Genomic DNA, 21,388 nt, shown 5'->3' on the forward strand with positions numbered 1-21,388 from the left:
TCGCTGGTCGCCACTACCATCAGGGCATGCCCCAGTCGTCCGGTCGCTCCGGCGGTCCCAAGCCGAGGCGCCGGAACCGGCGCCGCGGTCGCCGGCTGAAGACCGTCGACGAGACCTCGGCCGGCGGACTGGTGCTGGACTTCGAGCAGCACGTCGCCGCGATCATCGGGCGGCTGGACCGGCGGGGGCGGTTGTTGTGGTCGCTGCCGAAGGGTCACATCGAGGCCGGTGAGACCGCGGAACAGACCGCGGTGCGCGAGGTCGCCGAGGAGACCGGTATTCATAGCAGGGTCCTGCGCCCGCTCGGCTCGATCGACTACTGGTTCGTCGCCGAGGACCGGCGGGTGCACAAGACCGTCCACCACTTCCTCCTGGAAGCGCTGGGCGGCGAGCTTTCCGACGAAGACGTGGAGGTCACCGAGGTGGCGTGGGTGCCCCTTGGCGAACTGGACGACCGGCTCGCCTACGCGGACGAGCGTCGACTGGTGCGCCGAGCCGCCGAACTGCTCTCCGAGTACCAGACGGACGGAGCGGAGTCGGCGTGAAACGGCTGCTGTCCGCACTCGCGGCGGCGGGGATGCTCCTCGTGGCGACGGCGTCCGCGGCACCCGCCGCACCCGTCGACGGCGGGCGGCTGCCCGTCCGGCCCGCACCGGCGACCCAGGTGTGGGCGACCAGGGCGCTGTCCAGCCAACCGGACCAGCAGTCCCAGGTGTGGCTGCGCCTGGACGTCGAGGAGATGACCCCCCGGGTGGTCACCGCGGACGGGCCAGACTCGATCACCATCTCCGGCAAGGTGGTCAACATCGGCGACCGGCCGATCGAGGACATCGAGCTGCGCCTGGAACGCGGCCAGCCGCTGACCAGCGAGGACGATGTCCGCCAGGCGCTGCGCGAACCGACCGACGCGGAGTTCGTCCAGCCGAACTTCACGCCCGTCACCGACCGCCTGGAACGCGGCGAGTCCAAGCCGTTCGCGCTGACCGTGCCCCTGCGCGGCACCGGCCCGACGTCGCTGCGGATCACCGAGCCGGGCATCTACCCGATCCTGGCCAACATCAACGGCGTCCCCGACTTCGGCGGACGCGCCCGGCTGGCCGCGCTGAGCACCCTGCTGCCGGTGCTCGCGATGCCCGGCGGCCAGGCGCCGACCCCGCCCGCGAACCCCGCCAAGCTGACCCTGCTGTGGCCGTTGGCCGACCGGCCGCGCGTCGTCACGGCGAGCCCGCTCGTGCTCACCGACGACGAGCTGGCCGGTTCGCTGACCATGGGTGGGCGCCTGTACGGCCTGCTCATGGCCTACGAGTCGGCGCTGAACGGCCCGCTGGGCACGGGCGTGTGCCTGGCCGTCGAACCCGACCTGCTGCGCACGGTCGAGGCGATGACCGGTGGCTACCAGGTGCGCGGCCAGGGCGAGGGCAAGGGCAAGAGCGCGGCCGACCTGTGGCTCAACCGGTTGCGCCTGCTGGTCGCCGGCCGGTGCGTGATCGCGCTGCCGGACGCGGACGCCGACGTCGTCGCGCTGTCCCGGGCCGAGCTGACCGGCCTGGTCGACCTGTCCCTCGCCGGTGCCGAGGTGGTCCGCCAGGTCCTCTCCGTGCAGCCGACGCAGGGCCTGGCCTGGCCCGAGGACGGCGTGCTCGACCAGCCGACGATGGCGAACCTGACCGCCCGGGGCGTCACGTCCCTGGTGCTGGACCAGTCGGCGGTCGCGGGCACGCCGGGCACGGGGCCGGTCCGGTTCGACGCGCCGGAGGGCAAGCCGGTCACCGCGGTGCGCATCGACGGCATGGTGTCCGACGCGTTGCGCGGCGCGGCGACGACGCGGCCGGTCGCGGGCGTGACCACGCCGAACGAGACCCGTCCCGTGTCGGTGCAGAACGCGCTGGCCGCGCTCGCGTTCCGGACCGGGTTCCAGAACACCGGGCAGCACGTGGTCGTCGCGCCGCCGCGCCGGTGGAACGCGCCGACCGGCGAGGTCGACACGTTGCTGCGCACGACGAACTCGCTGGTCGCGGGCGGATTCGCGACGCCGTTCGGGTTGGAGGCGCTGCTGGCGGCACCGCCGGAGCACACGGCCGCGTTGAGCTACCCGGTCGAGTCGGGCGCCCGCGAGGTGCCGCCGGCCGTCACCGCCGCGGTCTCCGACTCGTGGCTGCGGTTGCACCACCTGTCGGAGTCGATGAGCCAACCGGACGCGGCGTCCGCCGAGCCGGGCGACCTGGTCGACCCCGTGCGGCTGACGCTGCTGCGCGCGGTGTCGGGTGCGTGGCGCGGCGACGAGGACGGGGCGCGCGCCGCGCTGGCGGTGGGCCGTGAGCAGATCGCCGGGTTGCAGGGCCTGGTCACGGTGACCGAGCCGAACAGCCCGATCCTGCTCGGCTCCGGCGACAGCCCCATCCCGCTGTCCATCAAGAACCGGCTCGACGTGCGGATCACGGTGCGGATCGTGATCGAGGACACGCCGGGCATCCTGGCCAAGGACCTGACCGACATCGAGCTGCCCGCGCGTGGCGACCGCCTGGTGCGGGTACCGGTGGAGGTGCAGCGGTCCGGGCGGTTCCCGGTGCACGTCCGCCTGGTCACCACGAGTGGCGTGGAGCTGGGGGAGCGGGCCCGGTTGGAGGTGTCGTCTTCGGCGTACGGGACGATCACCGTCGTCATCACGGCCCTGGCGGGCGCCGCGCTGGTGCTGCTGTCGGCCCGGCGCATCTACCGTCGGGTGCGTGCCGCGCGGGCCGCGAGCGCGCAGGTGCCGAACGACGCGAGTGGGGTCACGCCGCCGGAGAGGTCGAGCACGAGTTGAGCGGAACAACCACGGTGACGCAGGAGCAGCAGCAGGGCCCGTCGCTGGCGCGCGCCAGCGGCTCGATGGCCGTCGCCACGATCGTCAGCCGCGCCTCCGGGCTGCTGTCCAAGCTGCTGCTGCTCGCGATCATCGGCATCGGTGCGGTCAACGACTCCTACCAGGTCGCCACGACGCTGCCGACGATGATCAACGAGCTGCTGCTCGGCGGTGTGCTGACCAGCGTGGCGATCCCGCTGCTGGTGCGCGCCGAGAAGGAGGACGGCGACGGCGGCGAGTCGTACGCCCAGTGGATGATCACCATGTCGGCCGTGCTCCTCGGTGTCGGCACGGTCATCGCGATCGCGTGCGCGCCGCTGCTGACCGCCCTGTTCATCGACTCGTCGGAAGCCGAGCCGGAACTGGTCACCGCGTTCGCGTACCTGGTGCTGCCGGGCATCGTGTTCTACGGGCTGTCCGCGCTGATCAGCGCGATCCTCAACACCCGGCACGTGTTCGGCCTGCCCACGTGGGCGCCGGTGCTGAACAACGTCGTGGTGATCGTCACGCTGGGCGTGTACTGGCTGATGCCGGGCCAGATCTCGATCGACCCGGTCGAGATGGGCCAGCCCAAGCTGCTCGTCCTCGGCCTCGGCACGATGCTCGGCGTGGCGGTGCAGGCGTCCGTGCTGATCCCCGCGCTGCGCCGGACCGGGTTCCGGTTCCGCTGGCGGTGGGGCTGGGACCGGCGGCTGTCGGAGTTCGGCGGCCTGGCGTTCTGGGTGCTGCTGTACGTGGCGCTCGGTTTCGTCAGCATGGTCGTGCTGACCAGGGTCGCGACGCACGACCGCGGCGCGATCACGGTCTACAACATGCAGTGGCTGATCGCGCAGGTGCCTTACGGGGTGCTCGGCGTGTCGCTGCTGACCGCGCTGATGCCGAAGATGAGCCGTGCGGCGGCGGCGCACGACACCGACGCGCTGGTCGGCGACCTGGCGTTCGGCAACCGGATGTCGTCGATCCTGCTGATGCCGTTCAGCGCGCTGATGACGGTCGGCGGGGTGTCGATCGGCCTGGCGGTGTTCTCGCTCGGCGCGTCCGGCGTCGAGGGCGGCGAGGCGATCGGCACGGCGCTGGCGCTGTCCGCGTTCGGGCTGGTGCCGTACGCGATCACGTTGCTGCAGCTGAGGGTCTTCTACGCGTTGAAGGACGCCCGGACGCCGACGCTCATCCAGGCGATCATCGTGGTGGTGCGGATCGGGCTGCTGTACGGGTTCCTGGCCGTCTCGCCGCCGGACAAGCTGGCCGTGGGTGTGTCCATCGCGATGTCGCTGAGCTTCGTGGTCGGCGCCCTGGTGGGGCAGCTGTGGCTGCGGCTGCGGCTCGGCCGGCTGCGCACCGGTTACACAGCGTGGACGATCTGCCTCACGGTCGTGGCGTCCGCGATCGCGTTCGGGGCAGCGACCGGGCTCGCGTGGCTCGCCGTCGAGGTGCTCGGGATCGAGTCCCCCGTGGTGGGTGCCTGGGTCGAAGTGGTGATCCAGACGCTCGTCGGGCTGCCGCTGAGCTTCCTGCTGCTGGCCCTGTTCCGGGTACCCGAAGTAAAGCCCGCGATCGCCAAGATCAGTCGTTTGGTGGGGCGCCGATGACACCTGTGACACGACGCGGTCACGTACCCTCGGCCCCGTGAGCGGCGGTCCGATCCACAACACCTCGCTGGTGCCCGGCGGGGTGATCGGCGACGGCCGGTACCGGCTGCTGGCCCGGTCCGGTGTGGACCGCCGGTGCGACGCGCACCTCTGGCGGGCCAGGGACGGCCAGCTCAACCGGGACGTGGCGCTGACCGTGCTGGTGGGCGACCCGGCCGACCACGCCGCCGCGGCCCGGGCCAAGCGGACCGCCGAACGGGCGATGCACGCCGCGAGCTTCACCCACCCGGGCGTCTCCCGGGTGATCGACGTGTTGACCCCCGGTGCGGGGATCAGGCTCGACGAGGGCATCCTCGGTGTGATCGTGGCCGAGTGGACCCAGGGCACCGACCTGCTGGACCTGGTCGCCGAGGGCCCGCTGCCCGCAGGCGCGGCGACGCGGCTGCTGGAACCGCTGGGCGCGGCGATCGAGGGCGCGCACCACGCCGGGCTGGTGCTCGGCGCGGACCACCCGCAGCGCATCCGGGTGACGGCGGACGGCAGGCTGCGGCTGGCGTTCCCCGGACCGCGGCCGGATGCGATCGCCCGTGACGACGTCAAGGGCCTCGGCGCGATCCTGTACCTGCTGCTGACCGGGAAGTGGGCGCTGCCGAACGGCCCGGACGGCGTGCCCGCCGCGCCGACCGGACCGGACGGCTCGGTGCTCGCGCCGAGCGCGCTGCACCCCTACGTGCCGCACGAGCTGTCGTCGGTCGCCGTGCGCAGCCTGGAGGACACGAGCGTCGGCGGCATCCGCACCAGCGCGGCGATCCTGCAGGTGCTCGACCAGATCGCCCAGTCCGAGGCGCAGACCGCGCTGATCCAGCCGGTCCAGGACGACGCGGCGGACGACGGCGCGGTGTGGACCACGCAGCGCCCGGTCCGCGACAAGGACCACAAGCGGAAGCTGATGATCAGCGTGGCGGTGCTCGCGGTGGCGACGCTGGCCGTGATCGCCTGGCTCGGCGCGCAGATCGTGAGCTTCTTCAGCGACGAGCCGTCCGGCGGCGGCGGGCCGACGGTGGTTATCGGCCAGTCCACCGCGCCGGGGCAGAGCGGCCAGCCCGCGCCGCCCGCGCCCCAGCCCGCCGGTCCCGTGCAGCCCGCGTCCGTGGGCGTGTACGACGTGACCAACCAGCCCGACAACGCCAACCGGGCCAACCGGGCGGTGGACGGCAACCCGACCACGGTGTGGCAGACCGAGAACTACTTCCAGCCGTTCCCGGCGCTCAAGCCGGGGATCGGGTTGATGGCGGGCTTCGCCGAGCCGGTGAAGCTGTCGTCGGTGACGATCACGTCGCCCAGCGAGGGCACGGTGGTGGAGATCCGCGTGGCGGGTGCGCCCGGCGCTCCGCTGCAGGAGACGAAGGTCATCGCGACGGCGACCCTGTCGGCCGGGCAGACCCAGATCCAGCTGACCGACCACGAGCCGACCCAGCACCTGCTGGTGTGGATCACCAAGCTCTCGGGCGGCGGCAAGAACAACCGCTCCGAGGTCGCGGAACTGGTCTACACCCGCGCGCAGTAGCGCTCAGGTGCCGGGCGTGATGTCGTCCGAGTGACGGAACGCACGACACTCGCCCGTGCGGGTGAACGGAGCAGGATCGCCGGTACCCGGGTGCAGTAGCCCAGGTCACCGGAGTGGGGTTGTCGGTGCCCGATAGGCTCCCCGCGTGACCGCCGCAGCCAGCTCGGACGCAGACCTCATCACGGCGCACGCCGCGGGTGACCCGCACGCCTTCTCCGAGCTCGTGCGCAGGCACCGGGATCGCATGTGGGCCGTCGCGCTGCGCACGTTGCGCGACCCCGAAGAGGCCGCGGACGCGCTGCAGGAGGCGTTCATCTCGGCCTTCCGCGCGGCGGCGAGCTTCCGGGCCGAGTCCCAGGTCACGACCTGGTTGCACCGAATAGTCGTCAACGCCTGCCTCGACCGGATGCGCAGGCGACAAACCAGGCCGACCGTGCCGCTCCCCGAGGCGGGCCCCGGTGAACCGGTGGCGCCCAGGGACGCGATGGCCGAGCGCGAGACCCGCCTGGTGGTCCAGGCCGCCCTCAACGAGCTGCCCGAGGAGCAGCGCGCCCCGATCGTGCTGGTGGACGTGGAGGGCTACTCCGTCGCCGAGACGGCCCAACTGCTGGGCATCGCGGAGGGCACCGTGAAGTCGAGGTGCGCCCGCGGGCGGGCCAAGCTCGCCAAAGTTCTGGGACACCTCCGGAACCAGAGTGCAGATGCGAACGTCCCAGTGAACGATGTGCAGGTGCAACAGGGACGTCAGTTGGAGGAACGATGACCGGCAATGCGCGGCGTTCAGGGCCGCCGTGGTCCGTCGACCTGCTGGCTGATCTGCACGCGGGGGCTCTGGACCCGCGGACCGAGGCGGAGCTGAGGCCGCTGGTCGAGAACGACCCCGAGGCCCGCGAGATCCTCGCCGCCCTCGACGCGACGCTCGACGACCTGCACAACCTCCCGCCGATCCCCATGCCGCGCCACGTGGCCGAGCGGATCGACGCGGCCCTCGCCGAAGAGGCGCGGCCCACCGCACCGGTGATCGACTTCGCGCAGGCCAAGGCACGCCGCGCCAAGCGCCTCGGCTGGGGCGCGGGGCTGCTCGCCGCGGCGGCCGTGGCCGTCGGCGTCGCCGTGGTCGCGATCCCGCGGGACAACACCGCGGGTGACGGCGGTATCGCGCAGCAGGACACGACCACGAACACGCCGGTCACCGGCAGCGCCGTGCCGCCGGGCAGCGCCGACCTGCCCGCCGTGCGCGGCGAGAACTTCGGGCCGGTGTTCGGCGACGTGCTCAAGGCGCAGAACTACGGACCGCTGGAGAACCAGGAGCAGCTGGCCGACTGCCTGCGCGGTGCGAACATCACGGCGGGCAAGCCGCTCGGGGTCAGCCCCATCACGCTGGACGACAAGCCGGCCGTGATGGCGATCCTGCCCGCGGGTACCCCCGGCGCGTACCGGATCGTGGTGGTCGACCCCCAGACCTGCGGGCCCGACAACCCCGAGGGCGTCCTGGCGAACAGCACGATCGAGCCGTAGTCGGGCCGGGTAGCCCAACTCACCTCGACCGTGCGGAATTACCGCACCCTACGATCCGTTGTGCGAAGTGCCGGGCCTGGTGTGATCCAGGTCCGTCAAGCGACTAACGGAGGTCGAGGGTGTCGGACGTTCGGAACCTGATCGTCGTGGGATCGGGGCCCGCCGGGTACACCGCGGCGGTCTACGCGGCGCGTGCCCAGCTCGAACCGCTGGTGTTCGAGGGCTCGCAGTACGGCGGCGCCCTGATGACCACGACCGAAGTCGAGAACTACCCGGGTTTCCGCGACGGCATCATGGGCCCCGACCTCATGGAGCAGATGCGGGAGCAGGCCAAGCGGTTCGGCGGCGAGCTTCGCGCCGAGGACGTCGAGGAGCTGGAGCTCGACGGCCCGGTGAAGTACGTCACCGCGAACGGCAAGCGGTACGCCGCCCGCGCGGTCATCCTCGCGATGGGCGCGGCGGCGCGCTACCTGCACGTCCCCGGTGAGCAGGAGCTGCTCGGCCGCGGCGTGTCGTCCTGCGCCACGTGCGACGGCTTCTTCTTCCGCGACCAGGACATCGCGGTGATCGGCGGCGGCGACTCGGCGATGGAGGAGGCGACGTTCCTCACCAAGTTCGCCCGGTCCGTCACGATCATCCACCGCCGCGAGGAGTTCCGCGCCTCCAAGATCATGCTGGAGCGCGCGCGGACCAACGAGAAGATCAAGTGGCTGCTGAACGCCGAGGTCGTCGAGGTGCTGGGCCAGGACGCGGGCACGGTGTCCGGGGTGAAGACCCGCGACACCCGCACGGGTGAGGTCACCGAGCACCCGTTCACCGGCTTCTTCGTCGCCATCGGCCACGACCCGCGCAGCGGGCTGGTCAAGGGCCAGGTCGAGCTGGACGGCGAGGGTTACGTCCAGGTCGTCGGCCGCACGACTCACACGAACGTGGACGGTGTGTTCGCCGCGGGCGACCTCGTCGACCACACCTACCGCCAGGCGATCACCGCCGCCGGGTCCGGCTGCGCCGCCGCGATCGACGCCGAGCGCTGGCTGGCCGAACACGGGACCACGGAGGCCGCCGTCACCGCCGAGCACGTGGGCGGTGGCTACAGCGAGCCCGTCTCCACCAGCTGAACCCACCTTTTTCCGAGGGAGTAAAACGACATGGCAGGCACCCCCGTGGTCACGTCCGCTAAGACGTTCGTCGATGACGTCCTGACCAGCGAGAAGCCCGTACTGGTCGACTTCTGGGCGACCTGGTGCGGCCCGTGCAAGATGGTCTCGCCGGTGCTCGAGGAGATCGCCGCCGAGCACCCCGACAAGATCACCGTCGCGAAGCTCGACATCGACGCCAACCCGTCGATCGCGCGGGACTACCAGATCATGTCGGTGCCGACCATGATCCTGTTCCAGGGCGGCAAGCCGGTCAAGCAGATCGTCGGCGCCAAGCCCAAGGCCGCGCTGCTCAAGGACCTCTCCGACATCCTCTGAGCGCAACCGACCGGGTGACCCGTCCGTCTCTACGGAAGACGGACGGGTCACTCGTTTGTGGCCCGTGACCACTCGCAGTAGCCCCGTCCGTGGCATCGGCGCGAGCAAGGCACAATAGGGCGTCAAGTTCGCGTCGACGGATGTCGGCGCCTTAGTGAGCGAGGGGTGCATGCTGCTACTCCGCCGCGGGGATTTCGGTCCGGACGTCGCCGAGGTCAGGGCAACGCTGACGAAGCTCGGTCTGCTGTCCGATCCGCAGCCGTCCCAGGTGTTCGACCTGCCGGTCGAGCACGCGGTGCGCGCTTTCCAGCAGCAGCGGGGTCTCATCACCGACGGCGTCGTCGGCCCCGCCACCTACCGCGCGCTGCGCGACGCCACGTACCGACTCGGTGACCGGCCGCTGGCGTTCCTCATGGCGCAGCCGGTGACCGGTGACGACGTGTTCGCGTTGCAGGAGCGCCTGCTGGAGCTGGGTTACGACGCCGGACGTGCCAACGGCGAGTTCGGTCAGCAGACCGAGCAGGCGTTGCGGAGCTTCCAGCGCGACTACGGCCTGATCGTCGACGGCATGTGCGGCCCCGACACGGTCCGGGCGCTGCGCCAGCTGCAGCCCAAGGTGCGCGGCGGCCGGCCGGTGTTCCTGCGCGAGCAGGAGCGGGTGCGGCGGGCGGGCCCCAGGCTGTCCGGCAAGCGGATCATCATCGACCCGGGTCACGGCGGCGAGGACCGCGGTGTCGTGGTCGACGGCGTGTCCGAGGCCGACGTCATGCTCGACCTGGCCAGGCTGCTCGAGGGCAAGATGGCCGCCACCGGGATGGAAGCCCTGCTCACCCGCGGGCCCAACCACAACCCGGACGAGGGTGAACGGGCGCGGTTCGCCAACGAGGCGGGCGCCGACCTGATCCTGTCCCTGCACGCCGACCGCAACGCCTCGCCCTTGGCGTCCGGGGTGGCGACGTTCCACTTCGGGACGGGCAACGGCACGTCGTCCACGGTCGGCGAGGCGCTGGCCGGGTTCATCCAGCGCGAGATCGTCGCGCGGACCGGCCTGCTCGACTGCCGCACGCACCCGAAGACGTGGGACATGCTCCGGATGACCCGCTGCACGGCGGTCCGGGTGGAGGTCGGCTACCTGACCAACGCGGGCGACCGGCAGCGGCTGGCGAACCCGTCGTTCCGCGACGTGGTGGCCGAGGGCATCCTGGTCGCGGTGAAGCGCCTGTACCTGCTGGGCAAGGACGACCAGCCGACCGGCACGTTCACCATGGACGACCTGCTGCGGCACGAGGTGGCCACCGGCAAGCTCCGCTGACCCAGCCCGAGGTCACCGCTGGTGGGCGGATCTGGTGCCGCCCCGACCCGGACAAGCGCGTCGTGTGGGTCGTGTCGGCGAGCACGGGTCACCCGAAGGCCACCGAACAGGCCGCCTACCAGCCCGTCAGCACGTCCAGCACCTCGGCGACGGCGTCCTCGTCGTCCGGGCGGTTCTGGGCGCGCAGGTCCAGCATCAGGTCGGTCAGCTCGTCCACCAGCTGCTCGGCCGGAACGCCTTCGGCCTGCCACCCGTCGAGCAGTGTGCGAATCTTCACGAAGTCCCGCGAGCCCTCGATGATCGCGAGTACCTTGCGCTGGATCTCCACCCCCACGTCCACGAGTCGATCTTATTGGCCGGCGCCCGCCGGTGAGGAGCACGATGGAGTTCTACCGCCTCGAACCCGAGGTAGCCGGCGCGCTGGAAGAGGGGACCGTGATCGACGCCGCGGCCCACCCGCCGCGCATCGAAGCGGTGCACTACGAGATCACCGACTGGGCGGGTGACGACCTGATCGAGGCGTTCCCGGTCTACCTGGTCACCGACGACCTGGCGGACACGCTGGTCGACAGCGGCTTGGACGCCTTCCGCATCCGCCGGGCCACGGTGACCCTCTCCGACGACGCCCAGGAGATGCTGGAGGGCAAGGAGCTGCCCACCTTCCACTGGCTCGAGGTGACCGGCCAGGCCGGGGTGGACGACCTCGGCGTCACCGACCAAGGGCAGCTCGTGGTCAGCGAGCAGGCGCTCGACCTGCTGCAGGGCGGCAAGCTGGAGAACTGCGAGATCGACCGCTTCTAGCGGGCGGGCATCGACCACGGGATGCCCGGCAGCACGCGCCCGGTCTCCAGCAGCGACTTCAGGTTCGACAGCACCGCCGCCCAGCCCGACGCCGCGGCCGCGCGGTCCGCCTCGTCGGCCAGCCCGGTGTGCGTCACGGTCAGCCGCACGATCCGGCCGTACTCCTCGATGCGGAACGTCACGGTGGACGTCACCTCGGGCGTCGCCGGGTCGGCCCACGTCGTCACCAGGCGGCGCGGCGGGTCGACCTCGACGACCTCGCCCACCACGTCGTCCACGCCGGACCCGTCCGCGCGCCGGTGCACCCAGCCCGAACCCGCCTGCCAGTCCGAGACGTTGTGGTGGCCCCAGTACCGCGCCGTCACGTCGGCGTCGGTCAAGGCCTGCCACACCCGTTCGGGTGTGCTCTCGATGTACGTCACGTACACGAACTCCGGCTTCACCGGATCCTCCGCTCGTCGTTTCACGTCGCTGAGCAGCCGCAACCGCGGCCTCTCGAACTTGTCGATCCACCGCTCCTGCACCTCGTGCAGCGGCACCGGGTTGAGGTAGTGCAACTTCTCCCGGCCGCGACGCACGGTGCTGACCAGGTTCGCCGCCTCCAGCACGGCCAGGTGCTGGGTGACGGACTGCCTGGCCATGCCCAGCCGGGCGCACAGCTCGCCGAGGGTCTGGCCGTTCTCCTCGTGCAGCCGGTCCAGCAGGTAGCGGCGGGTCTCGTCGGCCAGGGCTTTGAACACCTTGTCCACACGGCACGTTATGCAGCCAATTACCTGCATGTCAACCCAGCCCGATGAAACCCCAGCTCAGGGGCACATCACACAGGCTTGAAACTCGGCTCAGCCGCCGCCGTCGACACCGAAACGGAGCTCAGCAGCCGCTCCAACGCCGCCTCGACGTCTTCCTTCCACGACGACGCGCTGCGCAGCTCCAACCGCAACCGCGGCCAACGGGGGTGGGGGCGGACCGTCTTGAAGCCCACCTGCAGCAGGAAGTCGGCCGGCGTGACGCAACCGGGCCCGTCGACGTCCGGCCGGTTGTCGCCGAACGCCTCGATCGCCTTCACGCCACGACGCGTGAGGTCCTTGGCCACCGTCTGCACCAGCACCCGCCCGAGACCGCCACCGCGAAACTCCGGCAACACCTCGAGCCCGGTCATCAGCACCGCGTCGGGGCTGGCAGGCGAGGTGGGGAACGCCAACGACCTCGGTACGGCCGCGGGAGGCGCATAGAACACCGAACCGGCGGGAATCCCGTCCAGGTAGATGATCCGACCGCAGGAACCCCACTCCAACAGCACGCTGGAGACCCAGGCCTCCTTCTCGAACTCGGTGTCCCCGAACTCCTCGGCCTGCTCCTTCAGGTGCGGCGCGAGCTCCCAGAACACACACGTCCGACTGTGCTTGGAGAGGTGCTCCAGGTTGTCCAAGGTGACGCCCACGACACGACGCGACACCCGGACCTCCAAGCCCCCGAACACATCCCCTCACGAGGATAGGCGGATGTGACCCCCGCCCGGAAGGCAGATGCCCCGAACGGGACGGCCGTTACACTCGGGTGGGAACGAACCCGCCGGTCACGCCCACCTACGGAGTATCCCGTGAACCTACCCGGACAGCCTCCCAAGCAGGGAGCCAGAAGCCTCGATCCCCACCTGCGCCGATACGCGGCACGGACGGCGGGCATGACGGCATCGGAGATCCGGGCGCTCTTCGCGGTGGCGAGCAGGCCTGAGGTGGTGTCCCTGGCGGGCGGGATGCCACACCTGGCAGCACTGCCGCTGGACTCCCTCAGCGCGGAGGTGGCCGACGTCATCGCCACGGAAGGCCTGGTCGCGCTCCAGTACGGCAGCGCGCACGGCGTTCCCGAGCTGCGTGAGCAGATCTGCGACGTGATGGCGCTGGAAGGCATCAACGGCCACCCGGACGACGTCGTGGTGACCGTCGGCTCCCAGATGGGCCTGGACATGGTCACCCGGATCTTCTGCGACCCGGGTGACGTCGTGCTGGCCGAAGGCCCGTCGTACGTCGGCGCCCTCGGTTCCTTCTCCGCTTACCAGGCCCAGGTCGTCCACGTGGGCATGGACGCGGACGGCCTCATGCCGGACGCCCTGCGCGAAGCCATCGCCGCGGTGGAGCGCTCCGGCCGCCGCATCAAGTTCCTCTACACGATCCCGAACTTCCACAACCCGGCCGGCGTCACCCTGGCCGTGCAGCGCCGCGCCGAGATCCTCGAGACCTGCCGCACGCACGGCATCCTCGTGGTGGAGGACAACCCGTACGGCCTCCTGGGCTTCGACGGCGTCACCTACCCGGCGCTGCGGTCGACCGACCCGGACAACGTCGTCTACCTGGGCTCTTTCTCCAAGACCTTCGCCGCCGGCCTCCGCGTCGGCTGGGTCCTGGCCCCGCACGCCGTCCGCGAGAAGCTCGTCCTGGCGGCCGAGTCGGCGACCCTGTGCCCGCCGACCCTGAACCAGCTGATCGTGTCGCGCTACCTGACGACGCACGACTGGAAGGGCCAGATCAAGACCTACCGCGAGGCCTACCGCGAACGCCGTGACGCGGCGATCTCGGCCCTGGAACAGCACATGCCGCTTGGTTCCACGTGGAACAAGCCGAACGGCGGCTTCTACGTCTGGGTGACCGTTCCCGAAGGCATCGACACGAAGGCCATGCTGCCCCGCGCCATCACCCAACGCGTGGCGTACGCGTCGGGTACCGGCTTCTACGCAGACGGCCTGGGCAGCCGCCAGCTCCGCATCTCGTACTGCTACCCCACACCGGAACGCATCCGCGAGGGCGTGCGACGGCTGGCGAACGTCATCAAGGACGAGATCGAGCTGCACGAGACCTTCGGCCCCACCGTGGGCCGTGCCGTCTCCGGCCCGCACAGCCCATCGCCCGACACCGCTTGATCAGGAGTAGACGTTGTCCAACCGCTGGGTCGCAGTCCTGTCCGGGGGCCTTTCGCACGAGCGGGAGGTGTCCTTGCGATCCGGTCGCAGGCTGTCCGCCGCACTGCGGTCGGTCGGCCTGGTCGTGGAGGAGTGGGACGCCGACGGCAACCTGCTCACCCGACTGAAGGAACATCGCCCTGACGCCGTCGTGGTCGCCCTCCACGGCGGCGAGGGCGAGAACGGTTCCGTGCAGACCATCCTGGAACTGATGGACGTCCCGTTCGTGGGCACGGACTCCCAAGCCTGCCGCCGGGCGTGGGACAAGCCGACCGCCAAGGCCGAACTGGCCCGAGCCGGCCTCGCCACCCCCGAGTGGGCAGTACTCCCGCACGCCACGTTCCGCGAACTGGGCGCCCAACCGGTCCTCGACGCCATGGTCGACCGCCTGGGCCTCCCACTGATGCTCAAGCCGGACCAGGGCGGCTCGGCCCTCGGCGCCCACGTGGTCCGGGACGCCGCCGAACTCCCCGCCGCCATGGTCGGCTGCCTCGCCTACGGGAACACGGTCCTGGCGGAACGCTTCGTCGAAGGCGTCGAAGTGGCCGTCGCGGTCGTCGACGGCCCGGACGGCCCCCACGCCCTGCCCCCGGTCGAGATCGTCCCGGAGAACGGCGTCTACGACTACACCGCCCGCTACACCGCCGGCCTGACCGACTTCCACGCCCCGGCCCGCCTCGACGAGAAGGCCGCACAGGCAGTCGGCGAACTAGCCGTCTCCGCCCACCGCCTCCTCGGTCTGCGCGACGTCTCCCGCACCGACGCCATCGTCGCCCCGGACGGCACCGTCAACTTCCTCGAAGTCAACGTCTCACCCGGCCTCACCGAAACCTCGCTCCTCCCGATGGCAGTCGAAGCCGCCGGCGAGTCCCTCGGCAACATCTACGCCAACCTCATCGAGCGCGCCGTAAACCGTTAAACCCTCTCACCAGTCAACCACGGCCCGTGTCCATCAGGACACGGGCCGTATTCATCACCGTGACATAAGGCCCGTGGGTGATCCCTTGCACCCAAAACGAATCCCTTTTGTCCGTTTCAGACCCGACTTCGAACCAACACCCAACGAAGCCAATCTGCACCACACCTGCACCACACCTGCACCACTTCGGACCCACATCGGACCCGGAACCAACCCACCGAGGCCCGATTTGACATGGGTTCGGGTGCTTTAGGCTGGTCGAAGCCGGCAGGCCTGGCGGGACGCTCTTCCCCGCCGGGCCTGCCGGCTTTGGCCTGCCTGGAGTGCCCGTAAGGGCCCCATGTCAAATCGAGCCGGACTTAACCACCGAGCCGAACTCACCACCGAGCCGAACTCACCCCTGGGACCTCGGCACCCCCGCCTCCGGCGACATGAGCTGAATAATCCGCTCAAGATCATCGACGGACCCGAACTCCACCACGATCCGCCCCTTCCGCTGCCCCAACTCGACCTTCACCCGCGTATCGAAGTTGTCCGACAACCGCTCCGCCAACTCCTGCAACCCAGGCGCCTGCATCGGCTTCCGCCGCACCGCCTTCGCCTTCGCCGGCTCCGCCCCCTTGGCCAGCGTCACCGCTTCCTCGGTCGCCCGGACCGACATCCCCTCGGCGACGATCCGGGCCGCCAGCTCCTCCTGCACACCCGGATCCTCGACCCCCAGCAACGCCCGCGCGTGCCCGGCCGACAGCACCCCGGCCGCGACCCGTCGCTGCACCGGCAGCGGCAGCTTCAACAACCGGATCGTGTTCGTCACCACCGGCCGGCTGCGCCCGATCCGGTCGGCCAGCTCCTCGTGCGTCACGCCGAACTCCTCCAGCAGCTGCTGGTAGGCGGACGCTTCTTCCAACGGGTTGAGCTGCACGCGATGGATGTTCTCCAGCAGCGCGTCACGCAGCATGACGTCGTCAGCGGTCTGCCGGACGATCGCCGGGATCGTCTTCAACCCCGCCAGCTGGGTCGCCCGCCACCGCCGCTCGCCCATGACGAGCTCGTAGGTGCCTTCCGCGACCTCGCGCACCACGATCGGCTGCATCAGCCCGAACTCGCGGATCGAGTGCTCCAGCTCCCGCAGCGCCTCTTCGTCGAACACCTGCCGCGGCTGCTTCGGGTTCGTCCGGATCGAGTTGACCGGCAGCTCCTGGTACACCGCGCCGGCCACCTCCCCGGTCGGTGCGGCGGACGAGGGCGCAGGGGCGGACGTCCCGTTGGCCGACCCGTTGGAACCCGCCCGGGCCGACGAGGGTGCCGCCGGTGTGCCGGGCGGAGGGCCGCTCGGGATCAGGGCCGCGAGCCCGCGACCGAGGCCACCCTTGCGCTGTTCCGTCATGCCGACCCCATCTCCGCGCCGAACTCGGCGATCTCCCGTGCCGCGTCGAGGTAGCTCATCGCGCCCCGTGAGCCGGGATCGTAGGTGAGCACCGTCTGACCGAATCCTGGTGCCTCGGAGACCTTCACGCTGCGCGGGATCACCGTTTTGAGGACCGTGTCGCCGAAGTGGCCGCGCACCTCGCTGGTCACCTGGTCGGCCAGCTTCGTGCGGCCGTCGTACATCGTCAGCAGGATGGTGGACACGTTCAGCGTCGGGTTCAGGTGCGCCTGCACCAGCTCGATGTTGCGCAGCAGCTGCCCCAACCCCTCCAGCGCGTAGTACTCGCACTGGATCGGGATGAGCACTTCCTGCGCCGCGACCATCGCGTTGACGGTCAGCAGGCCGAGCGAGGGCGGGCAGTCGATGAACACGTAGTCCGGCTTGATCGAGTCCAGCGCCTCGGGGCTCAGCGCCTCCTTGAGCCTCGACTCACGGGCGACCATCGACACCAACTCGATCTCCGCGCCCGCCAGGTCGATCGTGGCCGGCACGCAGTACAGGTTGGGGGACTGGTTGCTGACCTGAGCCGCTTCCGCCACCGACAGCTCACCGATCAGCACCTCGTACACCGACGGCGTGCCGGAGCGGTGCTCGACGGCCAGCGCCGTGCTCGCGTTGCCCTGCGGGTCGAGGTCGATGACGAGCACCTTGAGCCCGTGGATGGCGAGCGCGGCGGCCAGGTTCACCGTGCTCGTGGTCTTGCCGACGCCGCCCTTCTGGTTGGCGACCACCATGACCCGGCGACGGTCCGGGCGGGGGAGTTGGAGGGAGTCGGGGTGCAGGACGCGGGTGGCGCGTGCCGCTTCTTCCGCGATGGGGGTCCACACGGTGCTGTCTCCTGCCGGTTCCACGTTGTTTGCCAGGGTCGGGTCTGATGCCGGACGCAGCACTTCGCCCGCGCCCACCACACCTTCGGGCTCGGTTTCACGTGAAACACCGGCCGCTTGGAACACCGGTTGCAGGGGGTCGGGGTACACGTTCACCGAACCTTCCTTCTGCGACGCGCGCCTTCACGGCGGCTCGCCTGCTCATCGCGCTCCACGAGCACGACCGTCGTCGGCAGTTCGAGTACTTCGCCACCGCAGGTGATGACGCGCGGTCGGATCCCTCCGGCCCGGCGCACCGCCTCGGCGTCGCGTTCCAGTTCCTCCGCGGCGCTCTCGCCCTTGAGAGCGACCAGACGTCCACCGGGACGGAGCAGCGGCAGGCACCACCGCGTCAGCCGTTCCAACGGGGCCACCGCACGGGCCGTCACGACGTCGCTGTCGGACAACTGCTCCCGCACCGGTGGCTCCTCGGCCCGGCCGCGCAGCACCGTGACCTTCAGCCCGAGCGCGTCGACGCACTCGGTCAGCCACGCCACCCGACGTGCCATCGGCTCCAGGAGCGTCAACTCCAGGTCCGGGCGCGCGATCGCCAGGGGGATCCCCGGCAGTCCCGCGCCCGAACCGACGTCCACGACTCGCGAGCCCTCGGGGAGCAGCTCCGCCACGACCGCCGAGTTGAGGATGTGGCGATCCCAGAGCCGGTCGACCTCTCGCGGACCGATGAGGCCGCGTTCGACGCCGTGCTCGGTGAGCAGTGCCGTGAAGGCGACCGCCTTGTCGTAGTGGTCACCGAAGACCTTCTTCGCGCGGTCTTCCACCTCTGCGGCCATGTCTCCGTCCGGGACGTTTCACGTGAAACCACACCAGACGCCGGCGGCAGCCGGGTGTGGGCGATGGGTTGGGCGTCTCGCAAAGGAGGCGGTGAGCCCCACGAGATGTGCCGGTCCCCACTATGACGGATCACCCCGGCGACACGCCAAATCGGAGTCGCGTTTCACGTGAAACTTTCAATCCGACCGTCCTTCGGGAGCACTCGGAGGAGTTCCAGCGCGTAGTCGACCGACTCGACGTGGTCCAGCGCCGGTACTTCCTCAAGCGGGAACCACGCCGCCTGGTCCGTGCTCCCACCCACCTCGAACGTCAACTCGCCACCGACGACGTGCGCCTCGTACATGATCCGGAGGCGGTGGTAGTCCATCTCGACGCCGTCGCGCACCATCGGCCCGTGGACGTTCTGGATGCCGAGCAGCCGGTCGACCTCCGCCCGGTAGCCGGTCTCCTCGAACACCTCGCGGACCACCGCGTCGTACGGGTCTTCACCGTGGTCGAGCCCACCGCCGGGCAGGATCCACATCGGCCGGTCCGGACCGAGCCAGCGGGAGAGCAGCAACCGGCCGTCTTCGATGATCACGGCGTAGGCGGCGACACGGAGGTTCCGGATGATCCCAGTCATGCCGCGACCGTTTCACGTGAAACACGACAAGGGGAAGGGATTGGGATGTACGCGATCAGACCAGGGGTGCTGAGCACGATGGGGCACCCGTACAGCCTGGAGCACATCGCCGAACTGGGAGCGGCCGGCGTCGACACGATCGTGTGCGCCCTGACCGAAACCGAACTCGCCGAGCTCGACCTGACCGACGCACCGGAGGCGGCCCGTGATGCGGGCATCACGTTCCACTGGGTGCCGATCCCGGACTTCGGCGTCCCCGCCACCATCCCGGAACTGGACGACGCGCTGGCCGAGATGCGGGCGGGCCGCCACGTCCTGGTGCACTGCTGGGGCGGCATCGGCCGCTCGTCCCTCCTCGCCGGCGCACTGCTGGTGCTGGATGGCGCGTCACCGGAAGCCGCGTGGCAGGCCATCGCCGAGGCACGCGGCCGGGACGTCCCGGAAACCGACGAACAACGCGCGTGGCTGACCACCTTCGCCCAGGCCCGGTTCTGGGACGCCCACGCGGCGACGTTCGACGAGGACGCCGACCACGGGCTGCGCGACCCCGCCGTCCGCCGAGCGTGGGCCGACCTGCTCCTCCCGCTGCTCCCACCGACCCCTGCGACCGTGGTCGACCTCGGGTGCGGCACCGGCAGCCTCACCGCGTTGCTGGCCGAGGCCGGCCACCACGCCCGCGGCCTCGACCTCTCGGAACGGATGCTCGCGGCGGCACGGGCCAAAGCACCGGGCATCGACTTCCGCCAAGGCGACGCGTCGAACCCGCCGTACCAACCGGGCTCGTTCGACGTGGTCCTCGTCCGGCACGTGCTGTGGGCGCTGCCCGACCCGGCCACCGCCCTCGCCCGGTGGCGCGCCCTGCTCAAGCCGAACGGGCGCCTGATCCTGATCGAGGGCCGCTGGTCGACCGGCGCCGGGCTCACCGCGGCCGAGTGCCTGGCGGTGCTGGGGGAGGGGCATGTCCACCCGCTCGCCGACCCGGCCCTCTGGGGGCGCGCCACCACCGACGAGCGCTACCTGATCGTGTCGGCCTGACCCGACCCCCGCACGCAGAACGGCCCCGGTCCCACCAGGGGCCGGGGCCGTTCCGGGCAAGTCCGCTCAGGGCTTCGGCAGCACCACCACGCGGCGCTGCGGCTCCTCGCCCTCGCTCTCGCTGTGCACGCCCGCCACGGCGGCGACGGCGTCGTGCACGACCTTCCGCTCGAACGGCGTCATCGGGTGCAGCCGCACCTTCTCGCCCGTCGCCACCACCTTCTCGGCCGTCGTCCGGCCGAGGTCGGCGAGCTCGGCACGCCGTCCGGCGCGCCACCCGGCGATGTCCAGCATGAGGCGGCTCCGCACGCCCGTCTCCTGCTGCACCGCGAGCCGGGTCAGCTCCTGCAACGACTCCAGGACCGTGCCGCGGGGACCGACCAGCTTCTCCAGGTCGTCACCGCCGTCGATGCTCACGATCGCCCGACCCGCCTCGACGTCGAGGTCGATGTCGCCGTCGTAGTCGAGCAGGTCCAACAGTCGCTCGAGGTAGTCCCCGGCGATGTCGCCCTCCTGGACGAGCAGGTCCTCCGAACTCCCCGACCGCGCCGGCGGAACCTCGTCGGCTTCCGGTGCGTCCACGTCGGCCGCCTGCAACGTCTCCGACACGATGTCTCCTCTCCAGGGTCAACGACGCTTCTTGTTGCCCTGCTTCTTGCTTGGGGATCGGTCTGGGCTCAGACCGGGAACCTCGGTGGACGGCTTCGCGGTCTCGGTGGACCCGCTCCCGTCCGGTGCCGCCTCGGCGTCGGTGGCGGGCGTGGTGCCCGCGGGCTTGCGCGGCGGCTGGGGCTTCTGGCCGGGCTTCGGCTTGGTCACCGGTTTGGCACCCGGCTTCGGCGCGAGCGCCGTGCGCTGCGCGGTCGCCTCGACCTTCTTCGCCTCTTCCTCGCGGTCGATGCGGTGGTACACGACGTACTGCTGACCCAGCGTCCACGCGTTGTTGCTCAGCCAGTAGAGCAGGATCGCGATGGGGAAGAACAGGCCACCGACGAGCACGCCGATCGGGAAGATGTAGAGCGTCAGCTTGTTCATGATCGCGGTCTGCGGGTTGTCCGCCGCGGCCTGCGTCTGCCGGGCCACCGAGTGGCGCGCGGTGAAGTGCGTCGCGATCGAGGCGATGATCATCAACGGGATCGAGACCAGCAGCACCGCGTTGCGGCTGGTGGCGAACTGCTCCAGCTCGTTGGCGGGCATCGTGATGAACGTCGACAGGTTCGCGCCGAACAGCTTCGCGTTGACGAACGACTCGACGCCCTGGGCGTCGAAGAAGTAGACCTCGCCCCAGCCGGGCCGGAACGAGCGCAGCACGTGGAACAGGCCGATGAACACCGGGATCTGCACCAGCATCGGCAGGCAGCCGCCCAGCGGGTTGACGCCGTGCTCCGACTGGAGCTTCTGCATCTCCTGCGCCTGGCGCTGCTTGTCGTTCGCGTACTTCTTCTTGATCTTCTGCAGCTCGGGCGCGAACTCCTGCATCTTGCGCATCGAGCGGACCTGGCCGACGAACGGCTTGAACAGGATCGCGCGCAGGGTGAAGACGAGGAACACCACGGCCAGGGCCCACGCGAACCCGCTCGACTCGCCGAAGATGTGGCCGAACACCCAGTGCCAACACCACAGGATGAAGGACACCGGGTAGTAGATGAAGTTGAGCACTAG

22 protein-coding genes are annotated in these 21,388 nt (G+C 70.4%); 13 read left to right on the forward strand and 9 right to left on the reverse strand.

The features are described 5' to 3' along the window. Positions 1–26 precede the first annotated feature (26 nt). The 9 genes from B0I31_RS16115 to B0I31_RS16155 all read left to right on the forward strand — a co-directional run bounded on the left by B0I31_RS16115 (position 27) and on the right by B0I31_RS16155 (position 10,306). Positions 27–545, forward strand: coding sequence for an NUDIX hydrolase (locus tag B0I31_RS16115; protein WP_053714528.1), 519 nt, complete (start codon positions 27–29; stop codon positions 543–545). Beyond that, on the forward strand, positions 542–2,806 hold the full coding sequence (locus B0I31_RS16120) for a DUF6049 family protein (protein ID WP_106616207.1): 2,265 nt from the start codon (positions 542–544) through the stop codon (positions 2,804–2,806). The genes B0I31_RS16115 and B0I31_RS16120 overlap by 4 nt, the downstream gene beginning before the upstream one ends. Beyond that, a complete protein-coding gene (gene murJ / locus B0I31_RS16125) occupies positions 2,803–4,434 on the forward strand; it encodes a murein biosynthesis integral membrane protein MurJ (protein ID WP_245949967.1) in 1,632 nt (543 codons plus the stop codon). Before B0I31_RS16120 ends, murJ begins: the two co-directional genes overlap by 4 nt. Positions 4,435–4,471: 37 nt before the next feature. Further along, positions 4,472–6,001: a protein kinase family protein gene (locus B0I31_RS16130; RefSeq protein ID WP_106616208.1), complete on the forward strand. Its 1,530-nt coding sequence runs from the start codon at positions 4,472–4,474 to the stop codon at positions 5,999–6,001. Between the two features lie 145 nt (positions 6,002–6,146). Continuing rightward, positions 6,147–6,764, forward strand: coding sequence for an RNA polymerase sigma factor SigM (sigM, locus tag B0I31_RS16135; protein ID WP_073897823.1), 618 nt, complete (start codon positions 6,147–6,149; stop codon positions 6,762–6,764). Continuing rightward, complete coding sequence (locus tag B0I31_RS16140) at positions 6,761–7,519, forward strand: hypothetical protein (protein WP_106616209.1); 759 nt, start codon at positions 6,761–6,763, stop codon at positions 7,517–7,519. The genes sigM and B0I31_RS16140 overlap by 4 nt, the downstream gene beginning before the upstream one ends. 119 nt (positions 7,520–7,638) lie before the next feature. Next, complete coding sequence (gene trxB, locus B0I31_RS16145) at positions 7,639–8,637, forward strand: thioredoxin-disulfide reductase (RefSeq protein WP_106616210.1); 999 nt, start codon at positions 7,639–7,641, stop codon at positions 8,635–8,637. A gap of 30 nt (positions 8,638–8,667) precedes the next feature. Continuing rightward, positions 8,668–8,994, forward strand: a complete 327-nt coding sequence (gene trxA, locus B0I31_RS16150; protein ID WP_106616211.1) for a thioredoxin — start codon at positions 8,668–8,670, stop codon at positions 8,992–8,994. Between the two features lie 169 nt (positions 8,995–9,163). Continuing rightward, positions 9,164–10,306 (forward strand): N-acetylmuramoyl-L-alanine amidase, encoded by a 1,143-nt coding sequence (locus B0I31_RS16155; RefSeq protein WP_106616212.1) that lies wholly within the window; start codon positions 9,164–9,166, stop codon positions 10,304–10,306. Between the two features lie 115 nt (positions 10,307–10,421). Here B0I31_RS16155 and B0I31_RS16160 read toward each other — a convergent pair whose 3' ends face one another. Continuing rightward, the gene (locus B0I31_RS16160; protein ID WP_106616213.1) at positions 10,422–10,646 is read right to left on the reverse strand and encodes a hypothetical protein; all 225 of its coding nucleotides are present in this window, start codon (positions 10,644–10,646) and stop codon (positions 10,422–10,424) included. A 41-nt stretch (positions 10,647–10,687) separates the two neighbouring features. Between B0I31_RS16160 and B0I31_RS16165 the strand changes: the two genes are divergently transcribed. Beyond that, positions 10,688–11,107 carry a hypothetical protein gene (locus B0I31_RS16165; protein WP_106616214.1) on the forward strand — a complete coding sequence of 140 codons (420 nt, stop codon included), beginning with the start codon at positions 10,688–10,690 and terminating at the stop codon, positions 11,105–11,107. Here the strand turns inward: B0I31_RS16165 and B0I31_RS16170 are convergent. Beyond that, complete coding sequence (locus tag B0I31_RS16170; RefSeq protein ID WP_106616215.1) at positions 11,104–11,856, reverse strand: ArsR/SmtB family transcription factor; 753 nt, start codon at positions 11,854–11,856, stop codon at positions 11,104–11,106. The two genes, B0I31_RS16165 and B0I31_RS16170, sit on opposite strands and share 4 nt — an antisense overlap. Positions 11,857–11,924: 68 nt before the next feature. After that, complete coding sequence (locus B0I31_RS16175; RefSeq protein WP_106616562.1) at positions 11,925–12,563, reverse strand: GNAT family N-acetyltransferase; 639 nt, start codon at positions 12,561–12,563, stop codon at positions 11,925–11,927. Between the two features lie 144 nt (positions 12,564–12,707). On the opposite strand from B0I31_RS16175, the gene B0I31_RS16180 reads away from it, so the two are divergent. After that, positions 12,708–14,024: an aminotransferase-like domain-containing protein gene (locus B0I31_RS16180; protein WP_106616216.1), complete on the forward strand. Its 1,317-nt coding sequence runs from the start codon at positions 12,708–12,710 to the stop codon at positions 14,022–14,024. Positions 14,025–14,037: 13 nt separating this feature from the next. Continuing rightward, positions 14,038–14,982 (forward strand): D-alanine--D-alanine ligase family protein, encoded by a 945-nt coding sequence (locus B0I31_RS16185; protein ID WP_106616217.1) that lies wholly within the window; start codon positions 14,038–14,040, stop codon positions 14,980–14,982. A gap of 394 nt (positions 14,983–15,376) precedes the next feature. Here the strand turns inward: B0I31_RS16185 and B0I31_RS16190 are convergent, their stop codons facing one another. The 4 genes from B0I31_RS16190 to B0I31_RS16205 form a co-directional block, all read right to left on the reverse strand. Further along, complete coding sequence (locus B0I31_RS16190; RefSeq protein ID WP_106616218.1) at positions 15,377–16,369, reverse strand: ParB/RepB/Spo0J family partition protein; 993 nt, start codon at positions 16,367–16,369, stop codon at positions 15,377–15,379. After that, complete coding sequence (locus tag B0I31_RS16195) at positions 16,366–17,274, reverse strand: ParA family protein (protein ID WP_053714692.1); 909 nt, start codon at positions 17,272–17,274, stop codon at positions 16,366–16,368. The genes B0I31_RS16190 and B0I31_RS16195 overlap by 4 nt, the downstream gene beginning before the upstream one ends. Before the next feature lie 116 nt (positions 17,275–17,390). Then, positions 17,391–18,068 (reverse strand): 16S rRNA (guanine(527)-N(7))-methyltransferase RsmG, encoded by a 678-nt coding sequence (gene rsmG, locus B0I31_RS16200; protein WP_106616219.1) that lies wholly within the window; start codon positions 18,066–18,068, stop codon positions 17,391–17,393. A gap of 164 nt (positions 18,069–18,232) precedes the next feature. Then, positions 18,233–18,691 (reverse strand): NUDIX hydrolase, encoded by a 459-nt coding sequence (locus tag B0I31_RS16205; RefSeq protein ID WP_106616220.1) that lies wholly within the window; start codon positions 18,689–18,691, stop codon positions 18,233–18,235. 45 nt (positions 18,692–18,736) lie between these two features. On the opposite strand from B0I31_RS16205, the gene B0I31_RS16210 reads away from it, so the two are divergent. Then, complete coding sequence (locus B0I31_RS16210) at positions 18,737–19,726, forward strand: methyltransferase domain-containing protein (RefSeq protein WP_106616221.1); 990 nt, start codon at positions 18,737–18,739, stop codon at positions 19,724–19,726. Positions 19,727–19,792: 66 nt separating this feature from the next. Here B0I31_RS16210 and B0I31_RS16215 read toward each other — a convergent pair whose 3' ends face one another. Next, positions 19,793–20,335 (reverse strand): Jag family protein, encoded by a 543-nt coding sequence (locus B0I31_RS16215; protein ID WP_073897791.1) that lies wholly within the window; start codon positions 20,333–20,335, stop codon positions 19,793–19,795. A gap of 18 nt (positions 20,336–20,353) precedes the next feature. Further along, a complete protein-coding gene (gene yidC, locus B0I31_RS16220) occupies positions 20,354–21,385 on the reverse strand; it encodes a membrane protein insertase YidC (RefSeq protein ID WP_106616222.1) in 1,032 nt (343 codons plus the stop codon). Positions 21,386–21,388: the final 3 nt, after the last annotated feature.

Origin of the sequence: Saccharothrix carnea (assembly GCF_003014735.1) — a bacterium.
Lineage (GTDB): Bacteria > Actinomycetota > Actinomycetes > Mycobacteriales > Pseudonocardiaceae > Actinosynnema > Actinosynnema carneum.

Excerpts from the sequence above, each read along its gene's own strand:
- B0I31_RS16115 (WP_053714528.1), top strand. The coding sequence starts at position 27 with ATGCCCCAGTCGTCCGGTCGCTCCGGCGGTCCCAAGCCGAGGCGCCGG.
- B0I31_RS16140 (WP_106616209.1), top strand. The coding sequence starts at position 6,761 with ATGACCGGCAATGCGCGGCGTTCAGGGCCGCCGTGGTCCGTCGACCTG.
- trxA (WP_106616211.1), top strand. The coding sequence starts at position 8,668 with ATGGCAGGCACCCCCGTGGTCACGTCCGCTAAGACGTTCGTCGATGAC.
- B0I31_RS16155 (WP_106616212.1), top strand. The coding sequence starts at position 9,164 with ATGCTGCTACTCCGCCGCGGGGATTTCGGTCCGGACGTCGCCGAGGTC.
- B0I31_RS16165 (WP_106616214.1), top strand. The coding sequence starts at position 10,688 with ATGGAGTTCTACCGCCTCGAACCCGAGGTAGCCGGCGCGCTGGAAGAG.
- B0I31_RS16190 (WP_106616218.1), bottom strand. The coding sequence starts at position 16,369 with ATGACGGAACAGCGCAAGGGTGGCCTCGGTCGCGGGCTCGCGGCCCTG.
- rsmG (WP_106616219.1), bottom strand. The coding sequence starts at position 18,068 with ATGGCCGCAGAGGTGGAAGACCGCGCGAAGAAGGTCTTCGGTGACCAC.
- B0I31_RS16205 (WP_106616220.1), bottom strand. The coding sequence starts at position 18,691 with ATGACTGGGATCATCCGGAACCTCCGTGTCGCCGCCTACGCCGTGATC.
- B0I31_RS16210 (WP_106616221.1), top strand. The coding sequence starts at position 18,737 with ATGTACGCGATCAGACCAGGGGTGCTGAGCACGATGGGGCACCCGTAC.